Source organism: Ancylothrix sp. D3o (genome assembly GCF_025370775.1).
GTDB lineage: Bacteria > Cyanobacteriota > Cyanobacteriia > Cyanobacteriales > Oscillatoriaceae > Ancylothrix.
In genome coordinates, this window is the sequence record NZ_JAMXEX010000042.1 from 1 (window position 1) to 17,737 (window position 17,737).

Sequence of the window (17,737 nt, forward strand, 5' to 3'; positions counted from 1 at the left end):
CTATCGACTATGGGCTGGAGAAAAGCCGATTGGATACTAAACTTCAAGAGGTCGTTACCTTTACCAAAAAATTGTTAAACACGACCTTATTGAGGGAAAATTTACAACAATATTCAATACTGGATAGCTTATCTGTGGCTGGCCACCCAAACCCCACTAAGTATAAAGTTATACCCCAAGAATGGCAAAAATTACATGAGATAATTCATTGAGCCATTTTACATTTAATCAATATTCAAAACTTTACACACAAAATTATGAGTTTTACTAGAGCCCCAATTGAGTCGTGGGACCGGTGGGTTTTATGAGGCCGGTGATTTTTTGAGAGCCGAATGATGTCAGGGGGCCGGTGGACTTTATGAGGCCGGTGGAATTGGGAGAGCCAGTGGAATTCGCTTGTACTCTTGGATGGAGGTGGGACAGAGGGATATTTCGAGGCCGGTGGATCTGTTAGGGGCCGATGGATGTTCTGGGGCCGGTGGATTTTTAGTAGCCGGTGAAGGTAGCGATGTTGGTAGAATGCTCTGGGCCTGTGAAGCTAAAGAGGTCGGGGGACACCATATATGGCCGGTGAACGTAGACGAGCCGGTGTCACGCTAAGAAATTCTTCATTCTGGCGATCAGGATACCAGTGCGGCAAACCGTAGTTCGTTGGGTTCGGTAGTCCGCAAACTAATTTTTTCACCAAAGATATAATTGATTGATTAGTCAACATTAGAATGTAGGTTGACTTATGGTTGTCGTAATAGTAGAGGAAATAGATGGCGATTAATTACACACATAATCCTAATTTAGAAATTCAAAAATTGGTGGCATTATCACAGGATAATTATGCCAGCAAGTTTTACGCTCATCTAGTTAATTTGATTATGGATTTTGACTCGAAGTTGGATAATGAGCATGAAGTTGGGCTTATGCTCGTTAACTTTGGTCAAACAGTTGTTTTTTCACTGGAAGACATGAGGTACTGCGACCCCTCTTTAATATCTTTTATCGGTCACACTCAAGAGGGCCAACCTGTGGAGTTAATCCAGCACGTCAACCAAATTAGCATTCTCTTGATGAAGTTACCTCGTCAGTATCCGGCAGAACCTAAAAGACCATTTGGTTTCCAGCTAGAAGAAACGAAGTGATGAGATTTCTCGCTTTTATTAAATAACCACTCTCTGAGATTTCTACACTTTTCTCGCACGGGAATTAATATCAACTAACACACGACAGTCAAAGCTATTTCTGTGACCATTCTTTAGATCCAATTCCGTGCTCGTGTTTATCAATTACCTGCCGGTGGCTACAAAGTCGATGGGATTGGGGTCATGGGTGCGGTGGAGCGCGACCTGAACTGGTCATTTGGTAAGAAAGGCTGACCCAAAGCGGGCGATTCATACTGCCAAAGCTCCCAGAAAATACCAAAAATAGTATTACCGCAATACCCACCTGCTCTAATCAACATTTCCTAGACAAATACATACCACTGTCCTTTAAATTAACTTCAAAAAAATGCCATACGTCTCTGGCCCCTTTTAATCAGACAAACAAAGCAACTTAAGAATCAGCTACAAAACCATCTTTCCTCTCTGGCAGCGGTGGATCTCATAGACCCAGTTTTTGTACAAGAGACAGGAGATTTCGGGTGTCGATGGAAAGGAATATCAGCTAATAATCGTTGTAGAATAACTGTGCTGCACCAGTCCCTTCCCCGATTGCATTGTACCATTCAACTTAAAAAGATCGCCCGATATTGCAGGTTGGGTTAAAGGATCCAACTTGATACTTATCTGAAAATTTGAGATAATATTATGTCTGTAGTCTTTATCCTTAAACTGCAAAAAATAATCACCATACTGGACTACCAAGATTACTTTATCCAAAAGAGCCTAAAGGTTAAATTCTAATATGTATTTGCGGGAATGCTTAATTGAGAATGTTGGCCCCATTACTGAGCTTGATGTTTCAGTGGGGATAAATAAAGAAGGAAATCCTAAACCATTAATTTTGGTAGGTAAAAATGGAACAGGGAAAACTATTTTTTTAGCATATATCCTTGATGCCTTAGCAGAATTAGCAAAGAAGAAGTTTAGTGATATAACTATAGGGCAGCAGATTGGTCACAGCCCTTTTTTAAAAGTAAGTAGCCCGGGAGATATTCGCTCATTATCTGGAAGTAGCCTCAGCCTTTTGGAGTTCAGAGATGCTGAGGATAAGTTTTGCTATGTAGAAAGAGTTGGATTAATTAATCCACAGGATTATATTACAAAGCTAAAAGGTCGGTTTGAGGCAGTACAATCGTGGCCAGAAAATGAACCCTTCTATAAGGGAGTTACAGGAAACGAGAATAAGATAGAGACCTTTTTCGACAATGGGGCAGTCTGCTTCTTTCCATCCTCTCGCCATGAGCGACCCCATTGGTTAAATTTCAATGCTGTAGAAGATCAACAATTGTTTAGCAATAAGCAGCGATTCAGAGGAGTTCTCGGAAAACCATTGATCATTGAACGGGCTGGCGAAGATAATAGACAGTGGTTGATGGATGTTTTCCTTGATTCACTTGTCGATGGAAACTTTGTTGTGGGATCCCCTACCTGGGAAAGACTGATGCCACCCGTCTACTTTGAAGCGCAACCTTCCGATCTTTCAAATAAACGATTGCTCCAAGTAGGACGAAAAAATGTTGAAAAATTGCTTAGTTCAGTTTTAGAGGACGAAAAGGCTCAACTTATCTTAAATTACCGAAATGTAGGGCAGGGAAGAATTGCAATCCGTTTGGGAAATGGTGTTATTGTCCCATCACTCGCCCATCTCTCCGCAGGGCAGGCTTTACTTTTTAATTTATTTGCTACGATTGTTCGTTATGCAGATCGAACGGATATTCAAAAGAGTTTTAACTTAGATGAAATTACAGGAATTGTCTTAATTGATGAAATTGATGCTCATTTACACACAGATTTACAGTACGAAGTTATTCCTAAATTAGTTAAATTATTTCCAAAAGTCCAATTTATCATTACCTCCCATGCTCCACTTTTTTTACTAGGCATGGAGCGTGAATTTGGTGCTGATGGTATCCAGATATTGGAAATGCCCAAAGGTAAAAAAATTAGTACCGAACGATTTGAAGAGTTTTTGAAATCGTTTGATTTTTATCGTCAAACGCAAGTATTCGAGAATGCGGTTGAAGAGCAAATTTTAGCAGCATCTAAACCTCTAGTGCTAACAGAAGGACAGACAGATGTTATTTATATTAAAACTGCTTTGAAATTATTAGGACATACAGATATTTTAGAGCAATTAGAAATAGATGAAGTTGGTCAATCAGGAAAAGAAGGTTCAAAAGGTGGTGGTCATACTAATTTAGATTCTGCACGCAAGTTTTTAGAGAATAATCAAAAGCTCTTCTCTAGGCCGGTGTTGCTTCTTTATGATTGCGATACAAAGAAAGAGGATGAAGATGTTGGTTTACTGTCAATCCGTTGCGTACCTATAAATAAAGAGAATAGTAAAGTTACTAAAGGTATTGAAAATCTTTTGCCACTTGAATTGTTCGAGGGAGAAACATTTTATAAGAAGCGTATCAAAAAAAACGAGTATGGAGGAGAAAACATTATTAGTGAGTTTCGTAAACAGGATTTCTGCAAATGGGTTTGTGAAGAACGAGGGCGAAAAGAAGATTTTCTTCAATTTGAAAAGTTATTACTGCCAATTTTAAAAGAGTTGCTCTCTTCCACAATCCGTAAATTAGATGATGAGAAAAGTTAATAAATTGCTGATTTTTAAGGTATTATAAAGTTGACTAATACTAAAATTTTTCTAAGTTTAGTGAGTAGAGTCAGCGTCATCTAAAATTACAACTTATCCACTCCCCAATACTTTCTGAATCTCACCCATTAACCGCTCAAAAAGCGGATTACCCCAACTCATATACTGCAAACCCGGCCTCTCATCAAAGCACTCAGGATAAAACGTCACCGGCTCTCCTGAGTTTATGGTGTAAAATATAGACAATAATACATTTAGCGTTATGAGCTTCCATTTAGACTATCTATTAGACTTGCCTGGAGTCAGAGTTGAAACTTGTACTCAAATAGAGGGAAAAATTTTCTTAGAACTGAGCATTTTATCAGAAGGAATTGTTTGTCATCATTGTAACAATCCTACCGAAAAACTGCATCAAAATCGGCCAATCCTAGTAAGAGATTTGCCTGTTTTTGGTCGTCCTGTCTACTTAAAAATCCCCAGACGGCAGTTTTACTGTCCTGTTTGTCAACGTTATCCCACAGAAAGAATAGATTTTTTGAACGTTAAAAGACGGCATACTCAACGATACGAACAAAATATTTATGAGCGTGTAAAACAATCGAGCATGGAGCAAATTGGACGAGAAGAAGGACTGAGTTATGATGAAGTAAAAGGAATATTTGAGCAGGTAAATTCAATAAAAAAAAACTAAATTGGGGACAAGTTAAACGAATTTGTCTGGATGAAATAAGTATGCGAAAAGGACAAGGTGAATTGGTGACTGTTGTTAGTGACATCGCCGAAGGTAATTTAATTGAGATGATTGATTCTCATCGGTGTGAAGAAATCATTGAAGTCCTTATGTCGCAACCAATTGAGGTTCGAGAACAAGTTGAGGAAGTGAGTGTTGATATGTGGGGAGGATTCCCTAAAGTTATCAAAGAAGTATTCCCAAATGCCAAAGTTGTTATTGATCGTTTTCATGTAATGAAAGCGGTTAATAAAGACTTAAATAAGTTACGGAGAGCAGCCGGAATAACAGATAGACACAGTAAATATTTATTATTAAGTAATCGGGAGAATTTGAATCAAGAGCAAATTGATAAATTAGAATTGATTCTAAAAAAATCCGAATGTTTACGAATTGCCTACAAGATGAAAGAAAAATTTAGAGAAATATATGAGACTAATTTGACAGTCGAAAAAGCGGCGAACAAAATCAAAGAATGGCTAAATTATGCCCAAGTATTTTTCAGAGAATCTGCATCAACAATTGAGAATCATTTTGAGGGTATTTGCAACTACTTTCTGCATCGCACCACAAGTGGAGTCATGGAAGGAATTAACAATCGAATTAAGTTGATAATGCGCTGCGGGTATGGTTTCACTAATTTTAATAATTTTAGGAATCGCGTATTAGCTTGCTTCTCTGATTAGATAAACTTATAACCATAAGTTCAGGAGAGCCTTCGTAACTTCTGAGCAATATTCTGCTATTATGTTGATTGAGAAATATTCTTCCATTACGCCGAGCGACGGGCTGCTATCAAACACTTTGATGAAGCTAATATCGATGTTCTCGTTGTAATACCAGGCATCCGTATCAGACTCGCTGAGTTGTTTGGCTCGTTCTTCAGGAGTCTTGCCTTCAATAATAAAGCGGATTTCTTTCTTCTCTTTTGTCTTCACATCCTCTAGACTGACCTTTTTCAAGGGAGATGAACTTCGTTTATTGGAGCTTGGGTCGCGTTTAGGCAGTTCCAATGGATCGTGCAACAAGGCCACGAAGTAATAGTTCTCTAATGGTGGCTTATAGTTGTTCACTACATAGGTCATTGTGATGTAGCGTATTTTTTTGTCGTTCTCATCAAAGTAGTGTTCTATCACTATCTGGCGATATTCGTCTTTGGCCTTCTCATCGCAGTTGTACAGTGGCGTGCCCAATTCATTCTTCGTGGGGGCAGAAGAACGGCTTACCCCATCATCTAAGTACATAGTGTAACGCGGTTTGTGCAACCTTTTGTAGAGATCGGCGTCAGTCTGGTGATTAGTCTCACCAGGATAGATATTAATGGTGATCGGATTGGGCTTTCCTTGGGCGTTGAGTTCTCCTACATATTGTTCGACCTGAATAGTTGGAATAACTGCACCCATTCGCACATATATGGGAACGATAAAGCCAATGTGGTCGGGGTTGGCATCGAGATGGGCATCGAAAAAGCGCACGGTCGTGCCGCCTTTAACGGCAGGAGCGAGTGGCTTTTTGTTATCCATAAAGCAATACCAGTTACTACCTGCTGGGAGATAGACATCGCGTTTGCCGTGGCTGTTGAGGTTCGATTGCGGCTCCAGAACGGGAGCGATAAGGAGATCCTGCCCTACAAAGAACTGGTTGTCGAGGAAGGCGATTTTGTCATTGTAGAGCGCTTTATCATACGGCTCGTTCAGGAACATCGGTCGGCAGATCGGCATCCCGTTCAGCGTGTTTTCAAACATAGCGTCGTAGAAAAGCTGGAGCAGCCGATAGCGCAATTCGATGTAATACTTACAAATCGGCAGTACCATCCGGTATTGATCTTGCGGTTCTGGCAGATTGCCGCCCCGATAGTCCTCAAACCATTTTTCATACATAAATGGTTCTTGGAAATCTTTCTGCCCTTTCCGAATATAATGATTTCGGAACCAAGGCAAGAAGGCTCCAGCCACAGTCCAGCGCATTAGCAGTTCCGGACCGACCCAGTGTTGGCCGTCTTCAGCTTCAAAGCCACCAATATCCTGACCGCATATCGACATTCCGCACATCCCTAGTGACAGAACTTGCGATACGTTCATCCTGAGAAAATCCCAAGACGAACTGTTGTCGCCCGTCCATAATCCGGAAAAGCGATGCATTCCTGTGAAACTTCCTCGCCCAATGATGAAGTTCCGCTTATTTTCTCGTCCAGGAAGATTGTTAAGACCGTGGTAAGTAGCTTTGTGGAGGTTATAGGAAAATAAATTCCAGACCTTAAGCGCTGGGGTTTTGCGGGAATCTGCCTCGGCAGCGTCTTGAACATCTGAGAAAAAATCGTCAGTTACCAGTAACCTGAAAGGAAAGCCTTTCATATCCCCACGCCAAGGAGCGATAGCTGGTGTCGTCATGTCCTGCCACACAAATTCCAGCCCCATCTCGAAGAGATATTTATACTGTTCGCCCCACCATTTACGCACGTCAAGTCGTCCTAAATCGGGGTAATGACCAGTCGTCCCCCGGTCTCCTCCGTAGTACACTTGACCAATGTAAGGCTTACCACTATTAAAGTTTTCTAGGTCTGGCAAAGGTTTGATTTGATTGGATCCCCCCTCATAATAATGGCTTTGTTTGCCATCTGGGTTGTTTGGATCGGAACGGCGATCGAGGATAAAATATCCCTTTTCCAATCCCTCTTTGTACGTTTGATAGTTTGCAGCTTGATTGCTAATAATAGGCGTGATGTTCGTGCTACACTTCACTCCTTTTGACCGCAGATAATAAAACATTTCCTTGGCATCGCTGAACACATTATTAGGTTCTTTGGGTTCCTTTGGAAAATTGTCATTGATAGTGAATGTTTGATAACTATTCTGTATATCTACATCCACATGCAGACCATCGAGCGGAATATTGTACTGTCGATACTTATCAACGGCCCATTTCAGCGCTCCTCCATTTTCATACCCATAGCATCCTTGGTGATATCCCAACACATATCGGGGTTTTAGGTGACAACGACCTACAATGGAAGTAAAACCCTTTATCACATCGCTACATGAATCACCAAGGAAAAAATAATAGTCAAGGTCGCCGAAGCGAGTACCAAAAATATAGCGACTGGAATCCAGGAAGCTGATATCAACCAACACCTGAGCGGGATTGTCAATGTAGAGACCATAGATGCTATGTTTGTCAGAGTCAGAAACGCCATTTACTTCCAAAAAGAACGGATCTGAGTGGTAGAGAGGTTCTCGATCGTCTAAAGGTCCGATATTATAGACCTGTTTGTAGCGCATATTATCATAGTTGAAAAAGTTGACTTGCGTCCCATTCTTATAGAGTCCCTTACTACCTTGTTCGCCAAAACCAATATACTTTGCTGTTGCTGGCTTGCTGACAGCCTGTATGATGGCATAATCCTCTTTCTCGACTCCATGATAAGTGTAATATATGCCCGTTTCTGCAGTTTGCCAAACTCTAAATTCTTGTTGAGAACTGAAATTGAACTTGTCAGAGTAATTGAAGACCTCGATTTGGAAGGGATAGTAAGTGACAACTACTTTCATCCAATCCTTGAAAACAGTCATGTCGGGCTCGTCAGGTGACGCAGAATTGAACCCAACCTTCGTCAGCACGATAGCCTGTTTGGAGTCTATATCTGTGTATTCGATTTTAATCTCTTTAACATTCTCTTCCTTTTCACTTAGTAGGGTATTGGCTAATTCTTCTGAACGATCGTGGGCTACAGAAGGACTATTTAAGGAAGTATAATCAGCGGCGACTTTTCCCGGATTAAAGCGAACCCTGAATATATCTTTCTGGAAAAATTGAATGAGCATTTCCGGGTTTTTACCCTGCTCTGTTGTCTCGAATTTTAGAGTTAACGTTTTAGTTCCCTCATTGAAAGATGAGGAAATTACTCGTTCAATTTTTTGCCAATTTTCGTACTCCGCAAAAAACTCTTCTACGGTAACAAATCTGTAAGCGGATTGAGAACTGAGGATGGACATAACGAATTTTTTCCAATAAACAACGGTTTGCAATGTTAACTGAAAGATTCCAACATGAATATCCACCTTTGGCTGATACGAAGTGGATAATACCAGCTTGCAACACTGAAATAATTAACCGCAGCGAGGGCTATCAAGCGCTACTTAGAAGTTCCGCTAGCATAGACTTGCTTGGTTTGAGTTTCTTGTGTGGGATGATATTCAATCGCTAACCAAATACAGTCTGTATCAGCATAGTATTGATGCCAAGGATAGACATATTTTTGATTTTCCTGAACCTGGCAAAATGGGACAGATGTAGTATACCCCGGACTCATCAACATATCTTCGTAGAGAGAGTCAAATGCTTTAACTTTAAATTTCTGCATTCTTCCCTGACCAAAGATTTGGGTATGAATCTCGATAAAGTCATGCTGGTTATGGATGGCACAGTCAGAATTAGAAGGAGCAAACCATAAGTTTACCTTGACGGTAAACCTTTCTTTTTGCTGGGGCGTACTTGATTGCCTTGTCATCAAATACGGATCGAGTTCTACGACTCCCGCCTCGTCTTGCGGTGACTTCCAGAGCGGTGTATCTTTGGGAAAGTCCTTAATGATGTTCCCTAATAGATCCCACTCTGGCTCAAAGATAATCTTGCCGATGTTGTTGGTCTCTACCACTTCAAGCAAGAGTAAGGATTCTGCTTTTTGGATGATAGTCTCTTTGAGAATAGTGGATGAAAAAGGAGGAATAATGCTGGTGTGAGTTTCGCTTAAGTAAGCATCTGAAGCTTGGGGATTGAGAGCGATAGTACGGTTTTGAATGGGATAGTTTTCGACGTTTTCCACATACTTGGCATCTATGTAAGTACCGGAAAAGTTAAGTCGTTTTACTTGGTTAGCTTGCATCCGTTTTTGAGGAAGAATTAAAGAACTCGTTGACTAAGCTCTAACTGAAGTATTAGGGCGGTCGCTGGCTTAAATACCCTTGTGCGAAGCAAAGTCGTTGTAATAAACCACGATGGATGGATTGTCGGCACAATAATATCCAGCCACAGAATAACCGATAGCGGCTCATAATTGAACATTTTTTTCTCTCAAGAGAGTATGTTCTCAATAAGCAGAAGTTTTTTCTACAGGGGTCAAGTCCCTAAAACAAGAGCCTGTAATGCTTTGGGGGCGACAAGCGCCCCCTGAAGCGAAATTCTTTATTTTTTATTGTCAATCGGTTCTAACTCTTGAGATTTACTCTCACTCAAAGTTATCGCCTGAGCCAAACTACTTTTCGTCAGTTGTAAAAAAAATTGAGAGGTTAACCAATCCGACCTTGATTGAGTTAGTAAATAAAGCACAGTAGCAGTACAACAAGGACAAATCGACAGGTCAATAGGCAGCATACGTTACAGCCTCTATCTTGCAAAAATGTATGGCGTTGCTGATCTTGAAGCAAAAGTGGATTTAACTCTTACATCAATAGTGCCTTAGTAAAAGCAAAAGTCTGCAAAAGTGTTAATATGGTCGATACGATCTAGAATTGATCTTGTTTTTGAACACCTACCATTTTGGGGTCTGTTATAGTTTGATTCATTTTGGGGTTTATTATAGTTTGATTGTAGAACACAACTATTTTTGGATCAACATCTTCATAGTACTTTTTAACAGAATAGCCAATAGTTGCAAAGTCCAATTTATTATCTCCATTGAAGTCGTCAACAGCAATTCTAGCAGCAGATTCTGTGGAAACTTGCCATTTTAAAAAGAGTCCTTTACTGGCATCAACTGCCTTATAATAAAACACCCCTCGATAAGGTTTAGGTCCACGTAATGCAACTAAAAACTCATCATTTCCATCACCATCAAAGTCTGCAGCATATATATGATGCCCAGTACCTTCACCATGTTCAGCGTTAGGTTTTCCATAGACATCGAGTACACGGCGATGCCAACTAGCTTCTGTAGGGTTACTTTTACCTTCTTCATCTTTGTAATAGACTGCAATTGTACTGCCATGAAAAGGTTCAACGGCTGCTGCATAGGCAAAAGGATCATTGCCAATTCGTCCAATTTCTGGATTACCGCTACCTTTAAAATGATATTCAGTTTCTTGGAAAATGGACTTTTCACCAGTTCCAAGCAGTACTCGCTTCCATTTTTTAAACGTTTGATCGTAGTACAGCCAAGTAACTCCTTCGTCAGAAGCTAGTACCACCGAGTCTAATTCGGAATTGGGGATTAATCCCTTCTTAACCTGAACACCGTGAACAAATCGGAAATGTTGATTATCAATAATAGATTCATCCCAAGAATCTGCTCCTTCAATATCTTTGGGTTGAGTGTATAAAGGGATTGTTAATACATCTTGAACTCCATACTGAGATACAATTGGTAATCCTAAAATTTGCCATCGATCAGTTCGGGTAAAGTGACCAACTCGTAAGCGATGCATTCCGACTTGTCTGCCAACATAATGCTTCTTCCAACGAGATTCAGCATTATCTGCATTTCCGGGGTTTTCTAGCCAAGCAATCTTTCCTCCTTCTGGATTAGGATCATCAATTCTCCCACCAGAACCATAGAGTTCATAACAAAAAACATAATCAGGGAAGCCATCATTATTGATATCTTGTGTATCTGCACCTACAGGCATTGTAATTTTATCTTGCATCAAGTGACGTTCCCACTTTGGATTTTCATACCAGTAAAGTTCTCCAGAACTTAATCCATGACCAACTAAATCGGGCTGAGAATCCTGATTTACATCAACAGACTCAATCCAATAACCTTCTCGTAAATTGTTAGCTACTGTTTCAGCTTTGAAAATTGGTTCAGAGTAAAAAGAATCTGCTAATGCTGTAGTACAAGAACATAGTAAAACGAATCCAATAAGGCTTAGGGCGAGTAAATTGATTTTCAAACATTTCAGCACGCGAAACTTTACAACAACCAAACAAATAGAATTTGACATGATCGTCTCTACTTTAATTAAATCAAATGGTCAATAGCTCAAAAAAAGTCGCATCTGTCCTTAGATTTAGTCTATAGGATGAAATTCATTTGCCATCCAAATACAGTCAGTATCAGCAGGGTGTGGTCAAAAGTAGTTGGTTGCAGCTGAGGTGGAGACGCGAGGACAAAAGGATGAGGAGAAATTTTCTGGGTATCACCAACGGGTTTTGACCACACCCGTATCAGCATAATACTGATGCCAAGGATAGAAAAACCTTCCTTCTTCATCAAGACTAGCAAAGGGAATATGGGAGTCCCCCGGACTCATTAGAACATCTTCGTAAAGGGTGTTAAAGTCATTGGAATGAAATTTTTGCATTGTCCCTGTGCCATAAATTTGCGTGTGAACCTTTGGTACTAATTATAAAATTTATTTTTGGGATGACAATAAAATTTATACTCTTTTAATATTTTAATATTTTAATATTACTTTACTTCCTTCCCGCCAGAAGATTTTGTATTTGGGGCTATCCATTTATCGGGAATAACTTAACAAAGTTAGCAAAAGAACTTAACAATTTTAGCGGTGGAAAAGCTTAATTTCTGGTTAAAAAAGCGCAGGAAAAGAAGTCTTGGGCCAAGATTAGTTACAAAAGTTGTCGAATAACCTATCCATTAATCGCAAATTTCGTAACAAAGCTTGCAAAAGAACTTAACAATTTTAGCGGTGGAAAAGCGCAATTTCTGGTTAAAAGAGTGGAGAGAAAGAAGAATTGGGCCAGGATTGGTTACTGTCGCGTACTACGATATGTGGGTTCTTACGCAAATTTGGTGAAGAGAAGCAATAAGGCAGAAGCTATAGTTGGTAAGGATTAAAGGGATGTAGTACCCTTTAGGAAGAAAAAGTAGAACTAGCCCGTTGAGGCAGCATTTTTGGAAAATTGGCACTCAGATTACCAGATAGAAACAGCCAGGAGAAAAGCTTGCCGGATGTAGTACAGACTAGAGAAGGAAAAACCATCCTATCCGTGTTCGCAAAAAAGTAAAAAAATAGATAAATAAGAAAAACTATCAATAAACATTCAACAGAACAACAGAAAACGACGTTGGAGTAAAGGTAAACCAGCGCGGCCATACATTAGACCTATGAGCGAAAGTCTCCATTATTAACAAATTTTAGGCAACAAAGCTCATAATTATAAATACCTGCTATCAAATTTAAGCGTAATAAAAATCTTTCTCTTCTATTTCTATAGCGGGATGAAATTATTTTAAAAATCTTCAGGTCACGATTAACGTGTTCAATAATAATTCTCAATGACGACATTTTTCTATTTTCTATTTTCTGCTCTTGGGATAAATTTTGACCTTTTTTATTCTTGTGAGGAGTTTGGCTCTTTTTATGAATTTTTATAATTCCTTGATATCCTTTATCTGCTGGACATTTTACATCTTTATTTATCTTGATTTTGGTTATTTTAAAGATTTTAAAATCATGTTCTTTCCCCTTTGCTACAGCAGTGCAGACAATTAACTGGTTTTTTTGCTCCACTATTATTTGAGATTTTAATGTATGCTTCCTTTTCTTACCGCTGTAAAACTCTTTTTGTTGTTTTTGGACGTTCAATGGGAGTTTATGTGACATCAACTACTACTATTTCCCAGTCTAACTCTTGGTTTAATAAAGCTTTTTTTCCAGGTAGTCTAAATAATTTAGATTCAATTAAATTTTTTTCTACTTTGGTAATTATCCGATAAACATTGGATTCATTTAATCCCCAGCTTCGGCCTATATGAAAAAAAGTCCTGTATTCTCTCAAATATTCTAGCGTCATTAAAATCTGGTTTTCTATAGACCTCTTGCAGCACCCTTATATCTACTAGAGAGGGGTTACATTTTTAATTTGTTACCCTTCTATAGTATGCCCATTATTTTTGTACTTATCACTGTTGTTTTGTAATTTTTCCGTAAAGATGAACCCACATTTTAGTGCTTCTTCTGCTTGGTTGGTAATGCTGCTAGTAGTAGCTGACAAAATAATTATAGCCTAGTGAATGGATTGAAAGCTAATATGCACTGTTTATTCGCTTCAGGGCAATTCATCAATCACTCCAACTCAAAGCAATTAAGCAAAAGGAATTGAGAACAAATTACCTCCCTCGGTATAAGGAAGCGCAGCAGTTTCATCAACAGGAATACCTGGAAAGTTTCGATTATTCATTTCAATCAGGTTTCCCACAGCAGAAATCGCCTTTAGCGCAAAATCATTCGCTAAACCCAAACTTTCTCCCACATTTCCTTCCCCTCCCAAAAAGCGGCGGATAACTGGATCTGAACTATTAACTGCCTCAGCTACATTTTCTGAGGTAAAACCCAGTTCTAACGCCTCATAAAGCGCATAAGTCACGCCAGAAACCACATCTTTCCACTGGGATTGATTCTCATCAACCACCATTGCTAAAGGTTCCTCACCCAAGACTTCCCGAAACGGCTGATGCTGGTCTCTTTGCTCTGGGGGTAAGGTCAGAAGACTGGACATAATCAGACTCCCATCTCCGGTAATGGCATCCAGTTCACCATTGAGATACTGCTGGAAGATGGTTTGGAAATTATCCAAAGCTACAACTTCCGCATTAACACCTGCCGCACTCAACTTTTCTCGCAACCGGGTTTCAGAAGTCGTACTGGCGCTTACCCCAATTCGACCCCCGGCAAGTTGTTCCAAAGAGGTAATTCCGCTAACAGTTGGAGTGACTACAAATTGAGCATCGTAAGAATTAATCGGGGCAAAATCTACGCCCAAAAGCGCATCCCGTCTCAGGTTGTGGGTGGCATTTCGGCTGGTGACATCCACGATTCCATTGGCGACATCGCTAAAGCGCTGGGCACCGGATGTTTGAATTACGAACTCTACAGCATCAGGGTCGCCAAATATAGAAGCCGCCAGAGCCCGGCCCCAATCTATATCAAAGCCACTTAAGTTACCGTTTTCATCAGCAAAACCCAGTCCTTGGGCATCCTTCCTCACCCCGACGCGCACGAAACCTCGGTCTAAAACTTGCTCCAAAACATTGCGGTCATTATTATCAATTAAGGGAACATTCACTCTGTCGCTCCCACTAAAGGGGGGAGAATAAACCAGTCCCCCTGGTTTGACAAACATCAGTTCGTTGAGATTCCGGGGTAGCGCAGTTTCATCGAAGTTGCGATTATAAATTTCTTCATAATTACCGATTTGTTGGATAATTTTCAAGGCAAAGTCATTTGAGACTCCCAACGATTCTCCTAAATTTCCTTCCACTCCCAAAAAACGTTTGATCTCGCTATTTCCATTGAGAAATTCATTCACATTCTGGGAGTTGATGCCAAAAAATTCGGCTTGAATGGGAGCGTTGACAGCCCAGCGCACCACATCAGCAAATTCGGACTCGTTTTCTGGCACGATTAGTCCTAGCGGTTCTTTCCCCAGATTCTCCTCCAGGATGATATGATTCCCCGGATTAGATAGGGTAGGAATTCGGCTGCTAAGAACTCCCCGATTAATTGAAACACCCTCAATTTGCCCTGCGTCATAAGCGCTAAACAAAGCATCTTGAGAAGAAAAAGTTTGAATGTTTAAAGTAATTCCAGCACGACTGACAGCATCTTCTAAATTTTGTTGAGAGCGTGTTCCAGCTAATACCCCAATCGTGGTTCCAGCTAACTGCTGTACAGAAGTAATACCACTGTTCCCCCGCACCAATACGCCTTGAGTGTCAAAGAAAACTGTCGGAGAATAGTCCACACCCAAACTGGCATCACGCAGAACTGAATGAGTTGGCAGAGTAGCACCAATATCTACTGCACCACTTGCCACAGCATAAAAGTCTTGTCCCGCTTCTACGACTACATACTCAATGGCATTGGGGTTTCCAAACAAAGCTGTAGCGAGCGCGCGACTAAAATCAATACCAATACCACTAAACGATCCATCTGCTTCCCGTTTGCTAAATCCGAGCGCGTCGTCATAAACGGCAACTCGCAAAAACCCACGATTTAAAATTTCTTGTAGTTGATTTCCGGGTCGAGTATCACTAGCAAGTCCAGCACGATTTTCTCCTGCACCATACTTTATATAATGTTCTAATCCGTTTATTAAAATGCCATTGTTAACTGCCCGTGCAACATCAGGATTATAGTCAGAATAAAAATTTTGTTTGAAGTTTATTTGTGGAGTTCTACCTTCAAAAAAACCAAGTTTTAGCCAATGTTGAAAACCGCTGGTAAATAAACCATTGCTAACAGCTTGTGCAACGTCGGGATTTTCTTGCAAGTAAATATTTTCGTCAAAATTAGGAATAGCAGAAACTGTTAAACGGGCTTCTGAGGCTCCAAATAAGGCATAATGTTCTAATCCACTGGCAAAATCTCCGTTTTTAACAGCTTGTGCTACATCAGGGTTAAGGTTAAGGTAAGAGTTTTCTTGGAAAGCAAACTGCGGGCCTCTACCTTCAAAAAACCCATGTTTTATCCAATGCTCAAAGCCACTGGTGAACAAGCCGCTGGCAACTGCTTCTGCCACGTCTGAGTTTTGTTGCAGATATATCTTTTCGTCAAAATTCATGGTGATCCTAATCTAGGAATTTTTATAAGTTCTGCGGTCAATTAACTGGCATCCTGATAAACGCTTATTTTGGGAATAATGAATAAGTCACCCCTTACAGTCGCGCTCACTCCCTATGTAAGCACTAACGATCTAAGACAATGCAGCAACGTAGCTATCTTCTCGTAAACACACCCCCGCCGCCTCTTTGCCCTCTTAGCCTTTCAAGTTGAGCAGTTTTTCTCTGTGATCTATCTAAAGACATACTTACTCTACCTCGATAAATCAATGTCTGTCAAGAGCGGCTCTGTAAAGTTGGCATCAAAAATCAGAAAAACAAGGTAAAATTTTAACAAATCTTTGTTAAGAAGCAATAAATCCTTGTTTAGAGCAGCATCCGGTTATCCTACCCCGTTCTCTCCCCTATCTCCCCTAAAATTTTTCGCTCTTCAAGATGAACTCGGTCAAGTGGCATCGATCGGGGAATAGCTAGTTAATGTGCATAAGTTTGCTTGCTCTCAGTCTACCTCCCCTGAAATTTTTCGCTCTCCATAAAAGCAAATCGATAATGGCCATAGCAAACAGACAAACTTACTCAACGCCGTGATGGCAAAAATTTAAAAGATTAGTAGATTCTTCTCCAGGTAGCTAAGAAATCCTTTTTTTAGTTAATAATGAGGGTTTCTTTTTGGCCATAACAGCCTATAACTACCACATATAGAACCTTTATTTTTGTAATTTAGTTCATCAATTTTCACCCATTTTTGGCAGCTTTTTTACACCGTACTATTAAGCATAGATTCAATTTTCTGAAGAATGGAATGGATATCTTTTTTAGTTTTGGTTAAGTAGGAGTTTAATAAATTTGCAATATAATTTTCAAAATTTTTAGATGCCCTTGAGTCTGGAGCTTGCTCTATTTTTTCAATTAATTTCTGCTGTAATTCAAAAGATAGCTTCAAATTCTGCTCTAAATTCAAATAACTACTTAGCTGAAAAATAGCATCAGAAACAGCGGCAGGATCTCCCGTATCAATTCCAAGGAAGGACAAACGCCGATGGTATTCTTTTGGGACGGGGGGAATAAGAGCTAAAAATTCCTCTTTTGAGGGAGTGTCTTGCAACAAGAAGCCATCTAAAACAGATATATCAATACCTAATGAGGCAGCCAGACGCTTGCGGTTTCCTGCACCTGGAAACTGTAAACCGTCAGCCCAGCGATTGATTGACAAATGGCTGGCTACTTCTCCAACATTCGGAAGCCGATTTAAAAAACGAACCAAATTTGCGCGAGTTTCCTCATACTCCATCTGGCCATAAATGTGATCCATCAGAATCTTGAGTCGAGCTAATCGATGAGGTATTTCGTTTCGTCTGAATCTAGGCAATGGTTTTTCTCTCTTAGGCTTACAGTTCTATTTTTACTCTATGAAGCAAAAATTTATAAATACTTCTCTACAAAAGGGTTGACAGTGGCCCTAATCCTAAGTAAACTGAGGTTGAATAACGAAATTTAATAATCAGTGTTTCATAGCATGGGTTAACCAAACAAAGGTTTGCCTGTGCGTCCCCCAAACGAAAAAAGGGACAGTTCCACCCGTCCCCAACCAAATTTTATCTTTTCCAAGCCTATCACCATGAATACATCCTGTGCCATCTCATTCCCAAAGGACACGCCTAAAACCCTTATCACAGAAGCTTTAGAGAGTTTACCGTTGTTGACGCAGCTTCTCTTAACCAACCTAAACG

Annotated in this window: 14 protein-coding genes and 1 pseudogene; 6 read left to right on the forward strand and 9 right to left on the reverse strand. The window is 40.1% G+C overall.

The window, feature by feature from the left end; genetic code table 11:
• The 6 genes and pseudogenes from NG798_RS25315 to NG798_RS25340 form a co-directional block, all read left to right on the forward strand.
• A pseudogene (locus NG798_RS25315) lies at window positions 1-212 on the forward strand (EVE domain-containing protein); the annotation flags it as partial.
• Window positions 213-396: 184 nt separating this feature from the next.
• On the forward strand, window positions 397-600 hold the full coding sequence (locus tag NG798_RS25320; protein WP_261226499.1) for a hypothetical protein: 204 nt from the start codon (window positions 397-399) through the stop codon (window positions 598-600).
• 161 nt (window positions 601-761) lie between these two features.
• Window positions 762-1,133 (forward strand): DUF6173 family protein, encoded by a 372-nt coding sequence (locus NG798_RS25325; RefSeq protein WP_261226500.1) that lies wholly within the window; start codon window positions 762-764, stop codon window positions 1,131-1,133.
• 763 nt (window positions 1,134-1,896) lie between these two features.
• Entirely contained in the window at window positions 1,897-3,756 is a 1,860-nt protein-coding gene (locus tag NG798_RS25330) for an AAA family ATPase (RefSeq protein ID WP_261226501.1), read from the forward strand.
• 262 nt (window positions 3,757-4,018) lie between these two features.
• On the forward strand, window positions 4,019-4,447 hold the full coding sequence (locus tag NG798_RS25335) for a transposase family protein (protein ID WP_261226502.1): 429 nt from the start codon (window positions 4,019-4,021) through the stop codon (window positions 4,445-4,447).
• Window positions 4,448-4,488: 41 nt separating this feature from the next.
• Window positions 4,489-5,172, forward strand: coding sequence for an ISL3 family transposase (locus NG798_RS25340; protein ID WP_261226503.1), 684 nt, complete (start codon window positions 4,489-4,491; stop codon window positions 5,170-5,172).
• Between the two features lie 6 nt (window positions 5,173-5,178).
• Here NG798_RS25340 and NG798_RS25345 read toward each other — a convergent pair whose 3' ends face one another.
• The 9 genes from NG798_RS25345 to NG798_RS25380 form a co-directional block, all read right to left on the reverse strand.
• Window positions 5,179-8,478, reverse strand: coding sequence for a TIM-barrel domain-containing protein (locus NG798_RS25345; RefSeq protein WP_261226504.1), 3,300 nt, complete (start codon window positions 8,476-8,478; stop codon window positions 5,179-5,181).
• Between the two features lie 140 nt (window positions 8,479-8,618).
• Entirely contained in the window at window positions 8,619-9,368 is a 750-nt protein-coding gene (locus tag NG798_RS25350) for a hypothetical protein (RefSeq protein ID WP_261226505.1), read from the reverse strand.
• Between the two features lie 619 nt (window positions 9,369-9,987).
• Window positions 9,988-11,424, reverse strand: a complete 1,437-nt coding sequence (locus NG798_RS25355) for a hypothetical protein (protein ID WP_261226506.1) — start codon at window positions 11,422-11,424, stop codon at window positions 9,988-9,990.
• A 195-nt stretch (window positions 11,425-11,619) separates the two neighbouring features.
• A complete protein-coding gene (locus NG798_RS25360; protein WP_261226507.1) occupies window positions 11,620-11,784 on the reverse strand; it encodes a hypothetical protein in 165 nt (54 codons plus the stop codon).
• A gap of 765 nt (window positions 11,785-12,549) precedes the next feature.
• Window positions 12,550-13,050 carry a transposase family protein gene (locus NG798_RS25365; protein WP_261226508.1) on the reverse strand — a complete coding sequence of 167 codons (501 nt, stop codon included), beginning with the start codon at window positions 13,048-13,050 and terminating at the stop codon, window positions 12,550-12,552.
• Window positions 13,040-13,258: a transposase family protein gene (locus NG798_RS28295; protein WP_375339004.1), complete on the reverse strand. Its 219-nt coding sequence runs from the start codon at window positions 13,256-13,258 to the stop codon at window positions 13,040-13,042. Before NG798_RS28295 ends, NG798_RS25365 begins: the two co-directional genes overlap by 11 nt.
• A 273-nt stretch (window positions 13,259-13,531) precedes the next feature.
• On the reverse strand, window positions 13,532-16,009 hold the full coding sequence (locus NG798_RS25370) for a transporter substrate-binding domain-containing protein (RefSeq protein ID WP_261226509.1): 2,478 nt from the start codon (window positions 16,007-16,009) through the stop codon (window positions 13,532-13,534).
• A 755-nt stretch (window positions 16,010-16,764) separates the two neighbouring features.
• A complete protein-coding gene (locus NG798_RS25375) occupies window positions 16,765-17,319 on the reverse strand; it encodes a hypothetical protein (RefSeq protein WP_261226510.1) in 555 nt (184 codons plus the stop codon).
• Window positions 17,320-17,528: 209 nt separating this feature from the next.
• On the reverse strand, window positions 17,529-17,737 hold a 209-nt coding region (locus NG798_RS25380; RefSeq protein WP_261226511.1), incomplete at its 5' end, for a hypothetical protein.